Raw genomic sequence first — 19,516 nt, 5'->3', positions numbered from 1 at the left:
TTCCCATAGTTCGGGAGATGCCGGTGGACATGGGCAACGCCTGGGCCTTTCCAGGTGGTTTGGACGATATGTGCGGGTGTGCGTTTCCGGGAGTACCGAATCATGAAGTCACGTGAAAACCTCGTTCGGCTGAAACAGTTTCAGGTGAATGAGAAGCGGCGGCAGCTGCTGCAGCTCGACATGATGATCGCCGAGTTCGAACGCATGGCCGTCGAACTGGAGCTTCAGATCACCGCCGAGGAAAAGAAAGCCGGCATCACCGACATCAATCATTTCGCCTATCCGACCTTCGCCAAGGCGGCGCGCTTGCGCCGCGACAACCTCAGAAATTCGCAAAGCGACCTCGCCCAGCAGCGAAGCGCTGCCGAATCATTACTCGGCGAAGCTGAAGCGGAGCTTTCCAAGGCCGAAATGCTGGAATCGCGAGACACCAAGGTCCGCGAGGCCGAAACCGGTGGCCGCAGCGCCATGATCGGCTGAGCCGGCCGATATCCGCATAATCGACGCGGGCGCGTGGCTCATCGAGCGATCGCGCCGAACCCGCCACTTGCCGCGAGATCCCCGATCTAGGCGGCCCAATCCCCTTCATGTGCGGCAATCGCCCTGGCGCGGGCATCCTTGATGTCAGGCGCGTGCTGCTCCGCCCATGCCCTGATCTGGGTAAGAAGGGCCCCAAGGTTCTGGCCAAGCTCGGTCAATTCATATTCGACGCGCGGCGGAATGACCGGGAAGATCTCGCGCCGCACCAGGCCGTCGCGCTCCAGTACCCGCAATGTCTGCGTCAGCATCTTGGGCGTTATGCCTTCGAGCTTGCGGGCAAGCTCGCCATTGCGCAGCCGGCCTTTGCGCAGCGCGCAGACCACGAGGTAGACCCATTTGCTGGCCAGCATCTCCAGCACCGTGTGCGAAGGGCAGGTCCGCCGGTATGCGTCATAGCCAAAGGGAGAAGCGTCTTCACTATACATGAGGTACCTATATATCACAAAGGTACATACTGGACAAGAGACTATTACTATCCAAATGATAGCGGCACCAACCAAGCAGGAGAGATCCCATGCGTGCCGTTACCCAGAATTCCGTCGGCGGACCCGATGTCCTTGTCATTGCCAACAAGCCCGACCCCGCACCCAAGGCCGGCGAAGTGCTGGTCCGCGTCAAGGCGGCCGGCATCAATCCGGTCGATGGCGCCGTGCGCGGCGGCTACTATCCGCTGCTTGGCGAGCCGCCCTTCATCCTCGGCTGGGATATTTCGGGAACGGTCGAGGCGCTGGGCGCCGGCGTCACCGGCCTCAAGGTCGGCGACGAGGTGTTCGGCATGCCGCATTTCCCCAAGCAGGCGGCCTATGCGGAGCTCGCCGCGGTGCCCGCCGACGAGATCGCACTGAAACCAAAGCGAGCCGACCACATCCAGACAGGCGCCCTGCCGCTGGCCGGCCTGACCGCCTGGCAGGGCCTTGTCCGCCATGGCGGACTGAAATCGGGCCAGCGCGCGCTGGTGCATGCGGCGGCCGGCGGCGTCGGCCATCTGGCGGTGCAGATCGCCAAGGCGCGCGGCGCTTACGTCATCGCCACCGCCAGCCCCAACAAGCTCGATTTCGTCCGCAAGCTCGGCGCCGATGAGGTCATCGACTACACCAAGGGTGATTTTACCAGCCGCATCAGCGACATCGATCTGGTACTGGACCCGATAGGCGGGGAGCATGCCGAACGCTCGCTGAAGGTCATCAGGAACGGCGGCGTGCTGGTGTCCTTGCTGAACCTCAGCGACGCCACCAGGGCGCTGGCCAGCGCGCGCGACATCCGCGTCGAGCGCATGTCCGTCGTGCCTGACCGCGAAGGCCTGGTGGAGCTTGGCCGGTTGATCGACGCGAACAAGCTCACCGTCCATGTGGCCAAAAGCTTCCCGCTCGAAGAAGCGGGTGCTGCCCACGCCTTCCTCGCCACCAAACCAATCGGCAAGGTGGCGCTGACGGTCTGACCAACAAAGACACGCCCCAAAAACAAAAGGGCGCGGAATGCCGCGCCCTTTTGTATCTTCGGCCCGGCCCTAGTGCCGGTATTGCTGGATGCGCGTGGTGCGCAGCCCGGCAAGGCCATATTCGTCGATCGACGCCTGCCAGGACAGGAATTCCTCGGTGGTGAGCTTGTAGCGCTGGCATGCCTCCTCAAGGCTCAAAAGCCCGCCGCGCACCGCCGCGACCACTTCCGCCTTGCGCCGGATAACCCAGCGACGCGTGTTGGTCGGCGGCAGATCGGCAATCGTGAGAGGGCTGCCGTCAGGCCCGATAACATACTTAACTCTAGGTCTAACCAGATCGGTCATCGTACTCTCTACAAAAAACTCAAAGACCCAATCCCCGCCACGTTACCGCCACAGCTTTAAAAATTGCCTAAGCAGACCCTAATGACTAGGTAAGGATCGTGAACGCCGCGTTAGTCTTTTCGCAGGCATTTGAAACATCCGGCTGGAAGCGTTGAATTGGTTGGGAAAAATCCGGTCGATGGCGGATCGCCCGCAATTCGTCGATCGCCTTGCAAGCTGGCGCTGCCGGAAAGCTTGACCTATATTCTCGACATTGGCATTCAGACGCCGCGCAGAATGAAAGCATCATGAACAGTCTCGACCTTCCCGGACGTCCCGAAAACACCCGCATTGTCGTCGCCATGTCGGGCGGCGTGGACTCGTCCGTGGTCGCCGGCCTGTTGAAACGCGAAGGCTATGATGTCGTCGGCGTCACCTTGCAGCTCTACGACCACGGCGCGGCCACGCACCGGGCCGGCTCATGCTGCGCCGGACAGGACATCGACGATGCCCGCCGCGTTTCCGAAACGCTTGGCATTCCCCACTATGTGCTCGATTACGAGGAGCGCTTCCGCAAGGCGGTCATCGACCCCTTCGCCGAAAGCTATGTCGCCGGCGAGACCCCGATCCCTTGCGTCTCCTGCAATCAGACGGTGAAGTTCGCCGACCTCCTGGCCACCGCCAAGGAACTCGGCGCCGACGCGCTCGCCACCGGCCATTACATCCGCTCAGGCGCCAACGGCGCCCACCGCGCGCTCTACCGGCCGGTCGATGCCGACCGCGACCAGAGCTATTTCCTGTTTGCCACCACGCAGGCGCAGATCGACTATCTGCGCTTTCCCCTGGGCGGCCTGTCGAAGCCGCAGGTTCGCGCCATAGCCGAGGAGATGGGGCTGACGGTGGCCGCCAAGCAGGACAGCCAGGACATCTGCTTCGTGCCACAAGGCAAGTATTCCGACATCATCGCCAAGCTGAAGCCGGCTGCCGCCAATCCAGGCGACATCGTCCATATCGACGGCCGCGTGCTCGGCCGCCATGAGGGCATATTGCGCTACACGATCGGCCAGCGCCGCGGCATCGGCATCGCGTCGGGCGAGCCGCTCTATGTCGTTCATCTCGATGCCGAACGGGCCCGCGTCGTGGTCGGCCCGCGCGAGGCGCTGGAGACGCACAAGATCTACCTGCGCAACATGAACTGGCTCGGCGACGGGCCGCTTGGCGATATTCCGGAAGGCGGCCTCGAACTGTTCGCCAAGGTGCGCTCGACCAGGCCGCCGCGCCCGGCGGTGCTGCGCCACATCGCGGGCGTGACGTCGGTCGAACTGGCCGACGGCGAGTCCGGGATCGCGCCCGGCCAGGCCTGCGTGCTCTATTCCGACGACGGCAACGAAGCGCGCGTCTTCGGCGGCGGCTTTATCGAGCGCTCCGAGCGCGGCGCCGAGGCAGAGGCCATGCTGACGAAGCTGGCGGCCAGGCCGGCGCAAATTCCGGCCGAATAAGCAGTCGGCGCCTTCTCAGTCTTTCGACTTGGTGTGGGTGACGGTACCCGCCGTCAGGATGCGCAGCACCCTGATTGCTTCCTCGCCGCTGGTGCGCGGCTCGGCCCGCGTCTCGATGCAGTGGATGAAATGCTCGAGCTCGCGCGTCAACGGCATGCCTTGCGCGACCGCGACATAGGACGGCTCGTTGGTGGTGAAGGCCCATTGGCCGCTGTCCTGCCAGACCGCGTGGCGGTAGACGGCCAGCTTGCGTTCCCATGGCTCGACATCGTCGAACACCGCCATCGCCTTGGTGCCGACCACGGTCAGCCGCCGCTCGCGATAGGGATTGAGCCGCGAGGTGAAAAGATGGCTGCGCAGGCCGTTGGGAAAGCGCATGTGCAGATGTGCGAAGTCGCTGAGGTTGTCGAGGAGTGCCGCGCCCTCGCCGCGCACCTCGATCGGCTCGGTGCCGGTGATGGCCAGGATCATCGACAGATCGTGCGGCGCCAGGTCCCACAGCGCATCGTTCTCGGTGTGGAACTTGCCGAGGCCGAGCCGGTGCGAGTGGATGTAGCGGACTTCGCCGAGCTCGCCCTTGTCGATCAGCCCCTTCAGCGTCTCGAAGGCGGGATGAAAGCGCAGGACATGGCCGACCATGAAGACGCGGCCATTGTCCTTGGCCGCCTGCACCGCGCGCTCGGCATCCGGCACCGTCAGCGCGATCGGCTTTTCCACCAGCAGGTCCTTGCCGCTTTCAGCGGCGCGCACGGAAAGGTCGGCATGGTATTGTGGCGGCAAGGCCATGACGATGGCGTCGATGTCGTCCCGGCCGAACAGCTGGTCCGGCTCGATCGCCAGGCAATCCTGTTCGCTGGCAAAGCCTTCGGCTCGCGCCTTGTTGGCGTCGGAAACCGCGTACAGCGCGCCAAGCGCCTTGAGGGTGCGGATATGGTTGCTGCCCCAGTATCCGCAACCGAGGACTGCAATGCGCGGCTTCATCTGTTTCAAACTCTAAAAACTCGTGGCCGAGACATAGCGACGTGCCCCTTCGAACTCAACCCCGGCGCTTGCAACCAAATGTCCAGACGGCAAAGCTTTTTTCGGCAATGAGGATATGCGGCGATATGGAATGCTTCGAAGCTTGACAGGCTCGCCCTCCCAACCTTATATCCGCGCGACCTTGGCGAACGCCTCGAAATGCCTTTTGATTTGAGGCGGATTTCGGGCCTTTCGCCGCCATGGCGGGGTAGCTCAGTTGGTTAGAGCACGGGAATCATAATCCTGGGGTCGGGGGTTCAAGTCCCTCTCCCGCTACCATCAATACAGCGTTAGGCGCCTCTCCTGGTTTACGGTTTGCCAGGTTGAGGAGCTCCGCCAGCGCACCGTGGACCTTGAGCTCAATCTGCCCCCTGCCCTCGGCCGGAATGATCTCAATCTTCGCAACTAGCGAACGGACAATCCTCGCTGCCTCGTCACGCTCGCTTTCGTCGGATTGCAGGGCCATCTGGAGCTCCGACACTTTGCGGCGATAAGCCTCGACAGCTGCCGGGTGAAACTCCACGATGCTTTCAGCGGCTGCCATGGCTTGAAGCTCTCGCGCTAGACTTTCCTTCTCGCTCTCGAGGTCCAGCAACTTCGATCTCATGCTGGCCGTCGAGACACCGTCGGCAATGGCATCAACGATATTGGCGATCTGTCTGTCGATGCCGATGAGCCGCTTCTCAGCTTCCTTATTCCGTTGGCGGTTCATCGCATTCAGCCGCTTTTGCTCGGCGTGATATTCGGCAAGGAAGCCTGCGATGGCATCTGGCGCCAGCAATCGCCGCTGGACGCCAGCAAGCACACGTTTTTCGAGGTCGCCAACACGGATCGTCCTGCTGTTGGTGCAGGTACCTTTCTCACGATGCGCAGCACAGGCCAGTTGGTCTTGATTCTTCACGGTATAGGAGGCGCCACAGCGGCCGCACCGTACGAGCCCTGAGAACATATGTTTCGGACGTCGGCGATGATGGAGTTTCGCACCTCCATACAGCTTCTTGCGAGCTTGGGCTGCTTCCCATAGCGCATCATCCACGATCCGCAGATGCGAGACCTCCATGATCTGCCACGTTTCGGGCGGGTTCGGCCGCGAGATGCGCTTGCCGGTTTCTGGATCTTTCACCATCTTGATACGGTTGAAAACGAGCAACCCGATATAGATTTCGTTGTAAAGGAAGCCGCTTCTTCGCTTGAGGTTGCCGTTGATCGTCGAGGCGCCCCAAGCGCCACCAAAGGGCGATGGGATACCTTCTTTATTGAGGTCAGCAGCTATCGCACGTGCTGATCGACCAACCGCGAACTCCTGAAAGATTCTGCGTACGACCTGGGCTTGATGCTCATCGATCTCGCGCAGACCGCGGATCGGTTCGCCGCTTTCATCGAGCTTTTTGACCACGCGATAGCCATAGGAAAGGCCACCAGCCGCATAGCCATTCAATATTCGTCCGCTTTGTCCGCGCCTGATCTTAACCGCAAGGTCACGCAGGAAGAGCGCGTTCATCGTTCCCTTGAGGCCCACATGAAGTTCATCGACTGCACCCTCGGAGAGGGTGACGAGGTTGACGCCGGCGAAGCGCAGCCGTTTGAAGAGACCAGCCACATCTTCCTGGTCGCGTGAGAGGCGATCAAGCGCCTCGGCAAGAACGATCTCGAACTGCCCGCTTTGAGCATCACTCAGGAGCCGCTGAATGTCTGGTCGACGGACGATGCTTGCACCAGAGATGGCAGCATCGGCATAGGTCCCAACAACAGTCCATCTCTCTTTAAATGAGTGTTCTCGGCAAAGTCGCAGTTGGTCTTCGATTGAGGCTTCGCGTTGGTTGTCGGACGAATAGCGGGCATAGAGTGCAACACGGGTCATGGCGGCGGCTCCTCTCTCCTGTTCCCAGGGGGGTTGCTATCCGGCTCCCTGCCCTCTCCCTCTCGGCGGCCCGGCCGATTGTCGTTGGCCGCCAGCCCCGACTCGAATGCCTCCCGCGCCAGTTGCCGGCCGATCAAACGGGCGATATCCAGCACGACCCGATCCAGCCTCGCCGCCATGTTTTCTGGGCGCCCCTCGGGGTTGGCGACGTCGCCGTTGTCGTTCGCCGGAACTAAAGCCTGTGGGCCGATCCTGGTTTCCTCAGCCATAGCGGTCGCTCTCCCAATGGTGGATCGACCGTCTATCGGAGGCCGCCGGGCGGCTAGGGAAAGCACGAAGTTCACGAAGTAGGGCCACAGCGTGCAATGACTTGCGTCGTGCGGTTTCGTCTCAATCATTAGGTCGGGCTGCAGGCGACAAGTGGGAACGTCCTGATGCTCACATCCAGGCCCACCATCACTTCAGAGGGCGTGTCGGAAGTCGGCCACATCGCTACCCTGCTCCGCCTCGCCTTCCTCTTTGAGCGCCGCGACGAGCTTGACTGCGGACTCCCAATGCTTGGCGACATCGCTCCGCGTCCTTTCCCGGCTCCGGCAACCAACCGGCAAATCCCCTCCGATCGCCTTTAAGTCACGCAGTACGGAAGCTATGTGCGGCCACGGGAAGTCGGTTGGGTCACCAATATCTCGATCAGCCCCAGCGATCATTTCCAACTTGGCGATGACGCCGATGAGCGACGTAGCCGCGACTTCGGGGATCGAATCTTGAAGCTTAAGAGCTTCGGTCATCGCAAAGACCTCGGCTTCGCAAGCTATGAGATGCTCAGAGTCTAGACCCGTAGTAGGCACTGATAGTTGCCACGGCATCGGCTCGGCCGCAGTCAATACCTGAATTCCGGTATTGGCGATCATTCGCGCCTCCATCCGCTGCTGAATTCGACACAACAGCAATGAGGCATGTCGAGCTCGTTGCCATTCGCTCCATAGTCTCAAAGCGGAATCTGTGCCTTGGGGCCCCGGCCTCTCGAGCTCATCGCGTTGGCCGCCGATGACGAAAGGCAAAGTCGTGGTATTGTCGGAATCAACCATGATCCGAGCTCCAATCAGCTTGGGTTGTGGTCAGGCCGAGCGACGTGTTCGTGCACGTTGTTCGGCCGCAAAGCGCAAACCACAATTTACGTACATACCGTACATTACGGACATAAGCATTGTCAAACACGCCCGATGCTATTGATAACAAAACTGAGCGCTTCGAGCTGCGGCTTACGAGTGACTTGCTTGCCCGCGTTGACGAATGGCGCCGAAATCAGCCCGATCTACCCACCAGATCGGAGGCCTTCCGACGACTTGTCGAGGCTGGTCTAGGCTCTAAGACAGTCGGTAAGCCAGAACCAGGCGGCACATGACTCAAGAAGAATTGCCAGAGCGCTCCGGCCTGGTCGCCCGCTATATAAGTGCCCTTGAACGCGCTGATGTTTCAGCAAGTGTGCTTGGGCACATCGCCGACGCGTTAGGAATGGAGCCGGAAGCACTCATTCGCAAAGCGAACGGCAGTCATTCAGAATAGGTCCGCGCGTAGCCGCTCGCGAGCGCGCCGTAAAAAGCGCCGTAGCGAGCGAGCGGCGGGTTTGCGCAGCATCTCGGACATTCGCGCAATATCAGCGATTTCTCGAAAGCAGCCAGCAGCTTGGGCAGTGGCGGCCTACAACGGGTAAATTGCAGGCGTTCTTCCGATGGATCAACCTCTGGCGGTCACCCGACGCAGCGCGGATCACCGTTTCGACGCGTCTGCTGTTCGCGTTGGACGCGGTCATTCGTGCAGCGCCAGATCAAAAGCAACTATGCAGGACAAGGCGAGTTCGTGGCGCCATGGGCAAACGGCCGCTTACACCATCAAGTAAAAGGCTGGTGTCACGATGCCTATAGCAATGTTTCGTACACACTATGTGCTTGGTGGGATTGCGGGAGTTCCCGTGCGTCGAAGGCTCTTGTCCAGCTCGCTTTTCATCCAACTCTGTCGGTACTCCAGAAGGCGCTTATACGGAGGGGCCTCCCGGTCCACTAACACCGCAAACTCCCTTTCGACATCCTCGACCCAGGGGTGTTCCGCCGCTAGTGACTTCTCGTGAACATCGTTCGAGTAACGATCCAGGAATGCGGCCATCACGGTCTCCCGTGGCGCCGACCCATCGACGAGTAGTTCGGCGAACTCCTTGGGATTGCAGAGTTGGAGGAACGGAACGCCCTGCAGGTTGCCTTCTTTCTCTCCGTAGTTGTTCAGGCGGAGAGCTGCGCGCTGATCGACTCGTAAATCCGCCAGGAAGGCTGGGAGCATGTCAGCCAATTTCGCGTCCCGAACTCTCCCGACACCGCCACGGACCAGGTCCCTGAGCGCTTGGAATTCAGGGGTGTCATTCTCCGGATAGACGAGACCGGCATGCGAGCCAGAGCTGAAACCGAACAATTCTGTCAAAGGTTGAAGCCGCCGGTCGGCAACCACCTCATCGACATACTGTCTGAAGTACGCGTCTGGATCGGCCCCGTTGATCAGGTCGTCACCAAATTTACGAAGTCGTAGAACCTCGCCGATCGCATGGAGTAGTTCTCCGGGATGGAGGATCGAGCGATTGGCTAGTTGCCCTGCCAAAAGGTCTCGAAACTGAACGTACTGTGCCCTCGTCAAAGACGTCCAGTCCCATAGGGCTCTCCAAGGGGCTAGACTTTGCGGTGGGGCAACTGCTGGGTGCGACTGAACCCGATTAATAAGTTCTTCGATTGCGATTGTTCCTGCTTTGAGCAGCGCTGCCATATGCTCGTACGGGATGATCGGATCTTTCCAAGACACCATGGGGTAGGACGCCAGTAGGCGAACTCCAGTCCCGCTCGGACCCTTGCCAAGCAGGCTCGACCAGCGTTCTGAACGCAGGGCGCGGATGCCTTCGACCGACATCCCCTTGGTGCCGCCACGAAACTCCATCTCAACCGCGATGAGATAAACCAGGATCGCGTCTACTGCCTTGGGGTGTTCCCTCAGCGTCGCTTCGAGCATGCCGACTAAGTGGTCGAAGTCCTCAATGGCCTGGCGGAGACTTCGGAGATTCTGCATTTTGGACGCTCGGAACACTCCCAAAACTGTTTCCGTGGATCGCTCCACGCACGCCTTCGCGATCGGCGACGTCATCCGCGCAGTGAATAACGGCAAGACCTCTTCGGCGTCCGAACCAACCCTGATCGTCTTGCTGACGAATTTCTCCTTCTGCCGTTCGTAGTCCGATCGCGCGGGCTCAGCCTCCTCGAGCGTCTTATCGGTGTTGCGCACCGGCGACGTTATTTCCTCCTCGTTCACAACAACGATGACTTTTACACCGTCCTTTGCGAACGAGTACACGATTGCCAACGCTTCAAGCACGGGCATCGATGAACGTTCGAGGTCGTCGAACACTAGCACTCGTTCGCGCGGATCGAGCATGGCGCGACGGATTTTCGCCGCGTCTTCCGGCGTGCCTACCGTATTTTTCGAAAAATAGGCGCTGGCACGCAGCGCAATCTCCGTGGCGATCCGGCCGGACTTGCCATGTTCGGATGCAAAGAACTGCTCGTAGATTTGATTGACATTGCTCACTCCGGCCAGCGACGCGTACCAGTAGCGGCCGCTCGCACTCAAGGGATCCCAGTTGAGCACCGAAGCGTTGCGCCGATCCAGGAACGATTTCAAGAAATACGTCTTGCCCGAGCCCCACGGACCGTCGATCATGACAGCATAATCGGTCCCATCCGCTGCAAGGTATCTGCTGAGGTACTCTTCCGCCTCTCGGTGGCTCGCTCTAGATACAGTCTCGTCCATCAACTCGTTCCTTGATCTGCGTGCAAGAGGACCGACACTGCGTTCGTGGTATCAACTTTTATTATGCCCAAGACTTTCTAGCGCCGTGCAGCCGAACATTTCGGGCTGTTAGCGAATTCTGCCGTACCGGTGCGGATCAGCGGAGCTTCCGGGCGGGACATTCTCTCCGTTCCAATATAGCTCACGCCTTGTCGCCTCAAGCCGGACACAGACGGAAACTTTCTCCAAGGGTGTCATGTTCGCCAAGGCGGCCATCATTCACTTTACGGCATCGGTCAAAGGGTTCGAAGCCAACGTTCGGCCCGCGATGTCCGAACGTTCTGGTTGGGGCTCGGCTGCAGAACAGCTACTATCGACATTGCGCCTGCCAAGATCAGACGGTCCGGTCTCGGCCGCGATCGGTATGGCTCAGCCCGCCGGAGATCGAACAAACAGGCCGCGAAATTGCGCCCTGAGTTTTTGGGCTGGCCCTCAACCTGATAGCGGTCGTTCGGCTACCGTCGGGCTTATTCAAGTAGGTCTTTCAAGCGACGATATTCAGGCATGTCCTTAATGCGCGGATCGAGCTCGGCGAGCGCATCGAGCGCCCCCGCCAGTTCGTAGGGCATACGTGCGCGGTCATCGGGCGTGATCGCATTGAGCAATCGCATCGCCACCTGCGGGTGGTTGCGGGCGATATTCTCCTTGTCCTTGCGGTCCCTCGAAATGCGATAGGTCAGCATGTCGGCGTTTGGCACCGGGCGGATCAGCGGAAGGATCGTCTTCACGGCATCCGGGAAGTGGTCACCTGCCTGTTCGGCAATCTGGATGAAGCCGCGCGTGGTCTCGTCGCTGCGATAGCGCAGAGCGCGGGGCCAGCTATTCTCGATGAACGGCTTGATGAACTCGACCCATTGACCATGCTCCTGAAGGCTGTTGCCCAGCGTCCAGAGGATCCGGCCGCGCAGATCGTCGTCGATCGCGGTGAGCGCGTCGCGAATTTCTTCGAAGCTGAACAGCGGCGCGAAATCGGGCACCGGCCGCGACAACCAGACCAGCAGCGAGCCAAAATAGTCGCGCTCCTGTTCGTCGAGCGTCCAGTCGGCTTCGCCCTTCAGAATCTTGAGCATCGGCGCCTTGAGCTGCTGCCAGAAGGGCGCGGGCATGGCGTTTCGATTGAAGGCGAGGCCATGCCAAGCCGCTTCGGCGAGCGGATGATCGAGTTGGAACATTGGCAGCAGGAACGCCTCCGCCCAGTCATGGAAGCAATAGTCGATCCAGCCCATATGCTGGGTGAGGACGGCGACGGCATGGCCACCGCCATGGCCGGGCGCGGCGGCTAGCGCTTCGAACCGGCTGGCGAGATTGCGGTTCAACGATTTGTGGCGCTTAGCCTTTTGGGGCGTCAGTTTCCACAGCGCCTGAGTGAGCGTCCCGATCGGGCTGTTGATCGCCTTGCTGATCGACACTTCCGACTGCTGCTGCTCGACACCGCCGATCGTGGTCGCGCCGATGCCACTGTCGGTCGCGTCGGGCGCGCCCGACAGGAAGGGGTGGAGGAACCCGTCGAAGATCGCGAGCGCGTTGGTACGGCCATTTGCGTATAGCGCGGGAAGATGCTTTTCGAGCCAGTTCGGTGCTTCGTATCGCAGCGTGATCGCTTGCGCCGGGCTGAGCCGTATGAACGAATGCGCGAGCAGGCATCGCAGTTTKGGTGTCGTGTCTTTAGGCCATTTGTTGAACAGGTCGCCCCACAGTTGCGCCGGGAACGCGCCCTTGCGGTAAGCGGACCGGAGCGCGGCCAGCGCCTTGTAGGGATGTTCTTCGACCAGGCCCCGGAAAGGATGATAGCTCGCAAGTTCCCGGATCGGACGCTTTGTCCGCGCCAGCGCAGTGTCCACCACCTGATCCAGCGGCAGAAGGTCGAGATCGCCGGGGTCGCTGACCTCCCGGACCCAGCCGCCACGGCCGTCATGGCTGTCGTCGGCATCTTCCGCCCAGCTGTCGCTCCATTTGGGATGAATCAGCTTGAGCTTGGCGAGAGCGTGCTGACCAGCGGCAGTCAACTGACACTGTTGCAGCTCGAGCCAGCGCAGATTGGTGGCGGCGTAGGCGGCGCGGCGCTCGCGATATTGTTGGCGCCTCTCGTCACGATAGGTAGGCGGTCCAGCTTCCAACAACCGCTCGACCGTCCGCTTCTGCCGGTGGGACCATTCGCCCCATCTCGCCTTGATCAGGTGGAGCAGTTCGCGCTGATTATAGGCATTCCACATCGTTTCGCACGGGAGCGACACGATGATCGCCAGCGCCTCAGCCGCGGTGGCGATCTTCGGATCAGCCGCTGCCCAGAGCCGGAACTTGGCGAAGATGCGCGTCTCGGTGGTTGACCAGGCGAGGAATTCACGGCGCGCAAGGTCCGGATCGTGCGCGAACAAAGCGAGGTATATTGTCCTGAACCACAGGACGTTGTGCGACTTCTTGCCGGAGAATCCGTCATTATCCGCCTCGGGCAGCAGTGTCGGTGGATGCCAGAAGAGGTCGCCGATCTCGTCGAGCAGCGCTGAAATGCGCTCAAGCGATCCCCGGACGATCTGCGCGACCTGCGCCAACGATTCGGGCGGGCACTTCACATCATGATTGTGCCGGTCGAGCGATGCCACCTTGAGTTCGACGACGTCGCGAAGGCGCAATTTGTCCCAATCCTCGAGGGGCGGGCGCGGCGGCGACATGAAAGGCCGGGAGATTTCGACAAAGGGGGTGACGCAGCGCTCGAAGAACCGCGCCACCGCCGGTGTCCAGCCGGATCTCTTGAGCATGCCTTCGAACGCGAACCAGCTGTCGCCGCCCTCTTCCTCGGGCAGCATGTCGAGCGCCTCGAGATAGAGGTTCCACAGAGTCTGCGAGGTCGGCGGCATGTCCTTGCCGTACCGGCTGCGCACCCGGTTCGAGACGAACCAGAGCAGGTGCGGATTGGGACGATAATAGGCTGACGCCCACCACAAGGCGGCCGGTTCGTGGCTTTGCGCGCCGAACCAACGCGCTAGGTGATGGAGTCGGTCGGGCAGGGGATAATTCCACAAGGTGCCGCCGCCCTGCAGCGTCATGCGCTCCGGCTGGACGCCATCCCCTTTCTGCCAGGCAAGCGGGTTGCGCGCGTTTTCGGGAACCGTCCGGCGCTCATTGGGCGAAGGCCGCAAGGGATCGTCGTCCAGTCCGTAGAAATCCTGCGGATCGATCTCCTTGGCGTCGCGGTTACGCGATTCCTGACCGGGGGCGAGATACCGGACGTTCGGATCGAACACCGACAGCCATTCCGCACCGGGCGCTGGATCGGCATCGGCAAATGCCTTCGCGCCTTTCGTCGTACTCACCAGCTGGACTACCTGACCGCGCTGGAACGGCTCGAGCTCGGCCGGTGACTGGCGCGCGAGCGACAGAACCTCATCGGCCCAGCGATCCGGTGAGCGCGCCGCCTTTGCCCAGGCCGTGATGGTCCGCCACAATCCCGAGTGCGTTTTGTCGGGCGTATAGCAGATCGGCGTGACGCCGCGATCCTGCCAGATTTCCTCCGCGTCGTCGGTCGACCGGTCGGTAAAGACGTAGATTGGTGACTGGTAGATGACGCCCGTGCGGACGTTGAGGCCTTCGAGCAGGTAGCGCACCGGCGGATCGTCCGCGCTGTAGCCGAGCAATACGATCGTGTACTTTTCACGCAGCGCCTTCACGAAGCGTGTTGCCCATCCTTCGGCGAGATAGGCTCGGCCGAAGTCGCTGCTGCCGATGACGTAGCTCGGAATTTCTTCAGGCTGCCGCGGATCGGCCAGGCGGCCGTGGAGATAGACCACGCCGCGGATCGGTTGATTGATTTCGATGTCGGGCAGACCCGGTGGAACGATTGGCCGAACATCCCGTCCGGCTTGTTCGAAGAGCCTATCGAAATTGGTGGTGACGACCTGGGGGTTGCCGCTCGCCCCGCGCGACAGCGCGAGGATATCGCGATGATGTTTGAGCGTACGAGGCTTACCGACACCGAGTGCGGCATAGATCTGGCTGTCGATTTCCTCGCGCCCGAACTCGCGCACGAGCACGTTGAATACGCGATCGAAGCTTTCCTTGTCGGCCAGCGCCTTGCGTGCCTTGGTCGCGTCGAGCGTATCGATGATGCGGTTGGTCAGCGCCCAAAAGCTGTCGAGCCCGGCTGGCATCGAAACCCCGGCGCCGCAGAAGAAGATCACATTGCCCTGTGCTTGTTCCTCAAGCAGGTGGGCAGGCAGTGATGGACCATTTTCGACAAAGCGCATTTTTCCAACATGACCAAAACAGGTCGTAACACAAGATTTTAGGGTGAGATTGAACAAGATTGACCAACAATTCTTAGTCACGCAAAATCGCTGCCGGGGCACCATTGCGATCCGTCGGTCCTGTCATTTGATTGGCGTCGCGAGGGCCGTCATTCTTAGAGCGTCCGAGACGAATCCTCCTTCCTCAGAGGTCTAGGCCAACCAGTCAAATGTCCGACCAATCCGATCTCGAAGCTCTCTACAAGAGATGCGAACGCAGCTTCTCAAAGATGACTGACGACGAGGCGCTCAAGCATATCGGGCAGTTGATCGATGACTCGTACGACGCATCGTTTGAGCGTGGCGCAAAGCGGGCGTTGTACTTCACGAGCCAGCGTGACGGTGGTGCGCAACTTCCACAATATCCGCGGACAATCGCAATCGCCAATTGTGAGTCACATTGCCAATTGCTGAGCTAACGCAATTGTTTAGCGTCGGAGCGCACATTGCAGCAAAAACTCATAATGTGCGGAGGACGCAAAAAAACCTAATAAACTCAATCAACCGAAAGCAGCACAAGGTGCGGCCTTTTATCTTGCCGTCTAAATCGGTCGTATTTGTCGATACTTTCTGCCCATCGTCGTTCCTTTCTCTTTGCGCGATAATATACGAATCTATGCTCTGCGCTACGATCCCGCGTTCTGGCGTCGGGTTCCGATGCGCCGTGCACTCTTCCGCGCTCTGCGACGGGTTAGTTTCGCTGCTTATTTGCAGCGCCCGAACCGTCGCGGCGCACTTTTGCATCAGACTGACGGAGTAGCGTCACAGGCAATCGAGCGCGGTCCGGCCGTCTGTCGATCGGCGCGGCCGCAGGCGGGATAACGTGCGTTCCGTCGTTCCTGGTCTGCATCGGTCCTCATCCGCCGGAGCGGATCTCCTTGTTCAGATGGCGTTCGTCAGCGTGCCGGCGCCATGCGTTTCAAATGCCGCCGCACCGCTCATCGATGCACTCCCAGCAGCTTGCGGTACTTCACATGGGCGCGCCGCGCGGCGTCGCCCTCACCCGCGGCCGGATCGCCGACGTGCCGTCACTCTACATAATGGTATGGACCGGCCGCGCTCCGTTGGCGCGACGGCAAGGCTGCAGAAGCGCAATCGCGAAAGGAGCACACCATGACTGACATCGCTATGTTTGACGACGGTGTCGTCACGATCGGTATGGGTCTTGGCAAGAACAGCTTTCATCTGATCAGAATGAATGCGCGTGGCAAAGTGATCATGCGCGAGAAACTGCCGCGTGGACGACTGGATCGGTACATGGCCAACCTCAAGCCGTGCCTCGGGGGCGTCGAAGCCTGTGCCAGACCACACCACATTGGCCGCCGACTGGCGGTCTTGGGCCATGACGTTCGGCTGATGCCGGGACAGTTCGTCAAGCCCTTCCGGAATAGGCAAAAGAACGACTCCCGCGAAGCCGAGGCCATTGCCGAGGCGGTGCAGCGACCCACGATGCGTTTTGTGCCGATCAAGAGCGCCGAACAGCTCGATCTTCAAGCCCTGCACGGGGTTCGCAGCAGGCTCGTCGACCACGGCAGCCCAGTCATCAACCAACTTCGCGGCTTCCTTCTCGAGTGCGGGTTATCATACCGCAAGGGCCTGCAGGAGTGCGCCAGATGCTGCCATCTGTGATGGCTCAGCGCACCGACGTGCTTTCGCCGCGCATGGTCCGTCTTGTCGAGGAATTGGCGCAGGACTGGCGCCGGCTGGACGATCGGGTCGACGCAGTGACCCGCGAAATCCAGACGCTCGCGCCCCAGGACGAGAGCTGCCAACGGGTGATGGGGTTCCGAAGATCGGTCCTTTGGCCGCGAGCGCAATGGTCGCCACGATCGGCAATGGCGCAGCCTTCTCGAAGGGCCGCGACTTTGGGGCCTGGCTCCGCTTGGTGCCAAAACAGCTCTCCACTGGCGACAGAACGGCACTCGATGGGCTGAGCAAGCGTGGCAAAAAATATGCGAAACGATCTTCATCGTTGGAGGGCGCGCCATGCTGGCGAATCCCCGAAATTGGGCCAAGCTTGGCCTTGAAGGATGGTTGAGCGCTGCAGCCAGGCGGCTCCATGACAACGTCCTGGCTGCGGCACTGGCCAACAAACTCGCACGCATTGCGTGGAGCGTGCTCTGCCACGGTCGTTCGTTTGCACGAGAATCCGAGCCGCCCACCAAACTCGTGTAAGGCATAAGATGTTCTGAGTGTCGTTGATCCTCCTGCCACGGTCTGCGAGGTGACTTGAAGCGGATGGCACAGCGGCGTCGCCGGCGCACTTGAGACCTGGATGCGCGCATGGCCGACAGAGGCCTGCCACATAAAAAGATCAGGTATGTGCGGATTTCCATAATGGCCCGCAGCATAGACTCCCATGCGAGGCCGGATATATCGGCGAGGACCGAAATAGGCCACCTCGTCTCGAAATCCCTTGCACCGCGCAGCCGGTCCATAGATGCGGTGCATGATCGGCGCCAACTTGCGCGCCACGGCGACGACGGCGTGCTTGTGACCTCGTTTAGTCGCCAGCCGCATGCCGCAGGCCCGCAGCCCGCAACGCTAATTACATCGCCAGCGTTAACCGTTCTTCCATTTGGATATTGACGCTTACTCTTCATTGGCGTTAAGAATATGTTAATATATAAGCGCCTTCTAAAAAATGGTCCTGGCCGGCAGGCCGAGAGAGGGCGTCATGGGGACTAAAGGGAACGCAGCGCGGCTACCAGATTCGTCGCCGCTACATGTTGTGGTCAAGACTTACTCTCGGACGGCCATGTTGATGTCTGGCTGATCGCGGCACTGTGGCCTTGCTGCGACTGGGTACGCCAAAATTCGCATGTTGATCGTACTGTTTCAGGTGGAGAGTGACTAATCTGTCGATGCGGCAGTGTGAACAGATGTGGAGGGCATCTGTCTCGTGTACGAGTAGAGGGGTGGGGTTAAATGGCTTCTTGTCAAAGCACGGACGCCAACGGAACTAAGACATCATTTCCAAATACAACGCCGACCGGAGGCGATGTATGCAGTTTTGCCGAAAATGCGGCCATCCTCATTTCTACGCCACTGACCGTTATTGCTCTCGATGTGTTGAGCAACGATTTAGCCGCAATCGCACTTTGCTCCATCGACAATGAGTTTTCCCCCTCAACCGATAGGAACTCCGCGTCTGCCAATTGCGAAGATCCAATCGACATCCGGTATCCGGCGGACTCGCGATCGTGGGCGCTTGGCGTCTGTACAAATGTCATTGGTCCGAATGCGAACTCATCTGATCCTGGTGCTCTAGCCCAGGATCAAGCCGTTTGTTGGCGAAGGCGAACTTGCCCGCATAGGTTTGCAATTTTTGAGCGACAATCTGGTAAGCGGCGCGACGGCGCCGGCAATTCCCATGACTGACAACAACAACAACAAGGGCGATAGGGGCGGGGCATGGCAACCACCATTGGCACAAGCACCAACGACAATCTGGTCGGCGGCAGCGGCGACGACGTGCTGTCAGGGGGGGCTGGAGACGATCGCCTGAACGGCGGTTCAGGCGCCGATACGCTCGATGGTGGCAGCGGATTCGATACGGTTCTGGGCGGATCGGGAGCGGACACGCTTATCTATCGAGCGTGGGAAAACCAGTACAAGATTGGAACCCAGATTTACGGCACAGGTACAATCGCCGGACAAACAGCCTTTTCCGGTTACGACGTCTACGACGGCGGTAACGGCAATGCTGCGAAAGGCACCGCCGAAATTGATACGCTCGTTATCTACCTGAGCAATGCTCAACTGGCCGACTCGTCATTCATGACGGCGTTTAACGCTGAAATTACCCAGTTTCGCACCTTCATCGCAGCAAATTCGAACGCGAATACTGGCCAGGCAGGTCAAGCAGAATTCACATTCACCACGATCAACCTCAAGGTCTCAGCGATTGAGCAGGTGCGCTACGGAGTCGACCCAACCGCCCCGGTCGGTGTCGACGATGCCACTGGAGTCCGAGAGGCTGGCGTTGGCCCTGGGAATATACCGTTTTCGGGCGTCTCCACGGCGGCAGGCAATGTGCTGGCCAACGACACGGATTCCGACGACGGCCAGGCGTCGCTGGTCGTGTCGGCGGTGCGGACAGGTACGGAATCCGGATCAGGAAGTGTTGGCACGGTCGGATCTGCGTTGGTGGGCACCTATGGCTCACTGACCTTGAATGCCAATGGCACCTATACCTATAACCTCAACAACAGCGATGTGGACACCAATGCGCTCGCGAACGGGGTCACAGTCACTGAGGTGTTTACATACACCGTTCGCGACCCGCACGGACTTACGGACACTGCGCAGCTGACGATCACCATCACCGGCACCAACGACGCTCCGATTGCGGTCGCCGACACTAATGCTGGTGACGCGGTCACCGAGTCCGGCGTCAACCCCGGCAACATCGCCTTCGCCGGCGATCCCTCGGCCACCGGCAACGTGCTCACCAACGACACCGACGTCGACACCGGCGACRSCAAGACGGTTTCGGCCGTCAACGGCGTGGCCGGCAATGTCGGCTTGGCAGTGGTTGGAACCTACGGCTCGGTCATCATCGGGTCGAACGGCAGCTACACCTACACGCTCAACAATGCCGACACCGACASCAACGCGCTCGCCCAGGGCGCCACGGCGACGGATCAGTTCACCTACACGGTCAAGGAGA

At 60.3% G+C, this 19,516-nt stretch carries 12 protein-coding genes, 1 tRNA gene and 2 pseudogenes; 7 read left to right on the top strand and 8 right to left on the bottom strand.

Annotation, left to right across the window (positions count from 1 at the left end; translation table 11 throughout):
- The first annotated feature begins 102 nt into the window (after positions 1-102).
- Entirely contained in the window at positions 103-480 is a 378-nt protein-coding gene (locus tag AC1DPX_RS23775; protein WP_027030743.1) for a flagellar export protein FliJ, read from the top strand.
- An 86-nt stretch (positions 481-566) separates the two neighbouring features.
- Here AC1DPX_RS23775 and AC1DPX_RS23770 read toward each other — a convergent pair whose 3' ends face one another.
- Positions 567-965 carry a winged helix-turn-helix transcriptional regulator gene (locus tag AC1DPX_RS23770; protein WP_477239846.1) on the bottom strand — a complete coding sequence of 133 codons (399 nt, stop codon included), beginning with the start codon at positions 963-965 and terminating at the stop codon, positions 567-569.
- A gap of 89 nt (positions 966-1,054) precedes the next feature.
- Here AC1DPX_RS23770 and AC1DPX_RS23765 point away from each other — a divergent pair, with 89 nt between their 5' ends.
- Positions 1,055-1,978: an NADP-dependent oxidoreductase gene (locus AC1DPX_RS23765; RefSeq protein ID WP_477239845.1), complete on the top strand. Its 924-nt coding sequence runs from the start codon at positions 1,055-1,057 to the stop codon at positions 1,976-1,978.
- A gap of 69 nt (positions 1,979-2,047) precedes the next feature.
- Here the strand turns inward: AC1DPX_RS23765 and sciP are convergent, their stop codons facing one another.
- Positions 2,048-2,323: a CtrA inhibitor SciP gene (sciP, locus tag AC1DPX_RS23760; RefSeq protein ID WP_006203587.1), complete on the bottom strand. Its 276-nt coding sequence runs from the start codon at positions 2,321-2,323 to the stop codon at positions 2,048-2,050.
- 287 nt (positions 2,324-2,610) lie between these two features.
- Here sciP and mnmA point away from each other — a divergent pair, with 287 nt between their 5' ends.
- Positions 2,611-3,801: a tRNA 2-thiouridine(34) synthase MnmA gene (gene mnmA / locus AC1DPX_RS23755; protein WP_143973668.1), complete on the top strand. Its 1,191-nt coding sequence runs from the start codon at positions 2,611-2,613 to the stop codon at positions 3,799-3,801.
- Positions 3,802-3,816: 15 nt separating this feature from the next.
- Here mnmA and AC1DPX_RS23750 read toward each other — a convergent pair whose 3' ends face one another.
- Positions 3,817-4,782 (bottom strand): Gfo/Idh/MocA family protein, encoded by a 966-nt coding sequence (locus AC1DPX_RS23750; RefSeq protein ID WP_477239844.1) that lies wholly within the window; start codon positions 4,780-4,782, stop codon positions 3,817-3,819.
- 241 nt (positions 4,783-5,023) lie between these two features.
- Between AC1DPX_RS23750 and AC1DPX_RS23745 the strand changes: the two genes are divergently transcribed.
- Positions 5,024-5,100, top strand: a tRNA-Met gene (locus tag AC1DPX_RS23745).
- Here AC1DPX_RS23745 and AC1DPX_RS23740 read toward each other — a convergent pair.
- The 3 genes from AC1DPX_RS23740 to AC1DPX_RS23730 all read right to left on the bottom strand — a co-directional run bounded on the left by AC1DPX_RS23740 (position 5,057) and on the right by AC1DPX_RS23730 (position 7,770).
- Positions 5,057-6,682 (bottom strand): recombinase family protein, encoded by a 1,626-nt coding sequence (locus tag AC1DPX_RS23740; RefSeq protein WP_477240093.1) that lies wholly within the window; start codon positions 6,680-6,682, stop codon positions 5,057-5,059. The genes AC1DPX_RS23745 and AC1DPX_RS23740 overlap by 44 nt on opposite strands.
- Positions 6,679-6,951 (bottom strand): hypothetical protein, encoded by a 273-nt coding sequence (locus tag AC1DPX_RS23735; RefSeq protein ID WP_477239843.1) that lies wholly within the window; start codon positions 6,949-6,951, stop codon positions 6,679-6,681. Before AC1DPX_RS23735 ends, AC1DPX_RS23740 begins: the two co-directional genes overlap by 4 nt.
- Positions 6,952-7,143: 192 nt before the next feature.
- Entirely contained in the window at positions 7,144-7,770 is a 627-nt protein-coding gene (locus AC1DPX_RS23730) for a hypothetical protein (RefSeq protein ID WP_477239842.1), read from the bottom strand.
- Between the two features lie 307 nt (positions 7,771-8,077).
- Between AC1DPX_RS23730 and AC1DPX_RS23725 the strand changes: the two are divergent.
- Positions 8,078-8,248: pseudogene (locus AC1DPX_RS23725) on the top strand (helix-turn-helix domain-containing protein); the annotation flags it as partial.
- 375 nt (positions 8,249-8,623) lie between these two features.
- On the opposite strand, the gene AC1DPX_RS23720 reads toward AC1DPX_RS23725, so the two are convergent.
- Together AC1DPX_RS23720 and AC1DPX_RS23715 are read right to left on the bottom strand one after the other, a co-directional pair.
- Positions 8,624-10,525 carry a P-loop NTPase fold protein gene (locus tag AC1DPX_RS23720; RefSeq protein WP_477239841.1) on the bottom strand — a complete coding sequence of 634 codons (1,902 nt, stop codon included), beginning with the start codon at positions 10,523-10,525 and terminating at the stop codon, positions 8,624-8,626.
- 506 nt (positions 10,526-11,031) lie between these two features.
- Positions 11,032-14,805 carry an SIR2 family protein gene (locus tag AC1DPX_RS23715; RefSeq protein ID WP_477239840.1) on the bottom strand — a complete coding sequence of 1,258 codons (3,774 nt, stop codon included), beginning with the start codon at positions 14,803-14,805 and terminating at the stop codon, positions 11,032-11,034.
- 1,167 nt (positions 14,806-15,972) lie between these two features.
- Here AC1DPX_RS23715 and AC1DPX_RS23710 point away from each other — a divergent pair.
- Together AC1DPX_RS23710 and AC1DPX_RS23705 are read left to right on the top strand one after the other, a co-directional pair.
- Positions 15,973-17,019: pseudogene (locus tag AC1DPX_RS23710) on the top strand (IS110 family RNA-guided transposase).
- 1,239 nt (positions 17,020-18,258) lie between these two features.
- Positions 18,259-19,516 (top strand): VCBS domain-containing protein (locus AC1DPX_RS23705; RefSeq protein ID WP_477239839.1); only part of this gene is annotated, 1,258 nt, incomplete at its 3' end.

The sequence above is a fragment of the Mesorhizobium sp. 01N446 genome (assembly GCF_056399285.1).
Note: the sequence above shows the minus strand (reverse complement) of the source record. Positions and strands in the feature narration are given on the sequence as shown.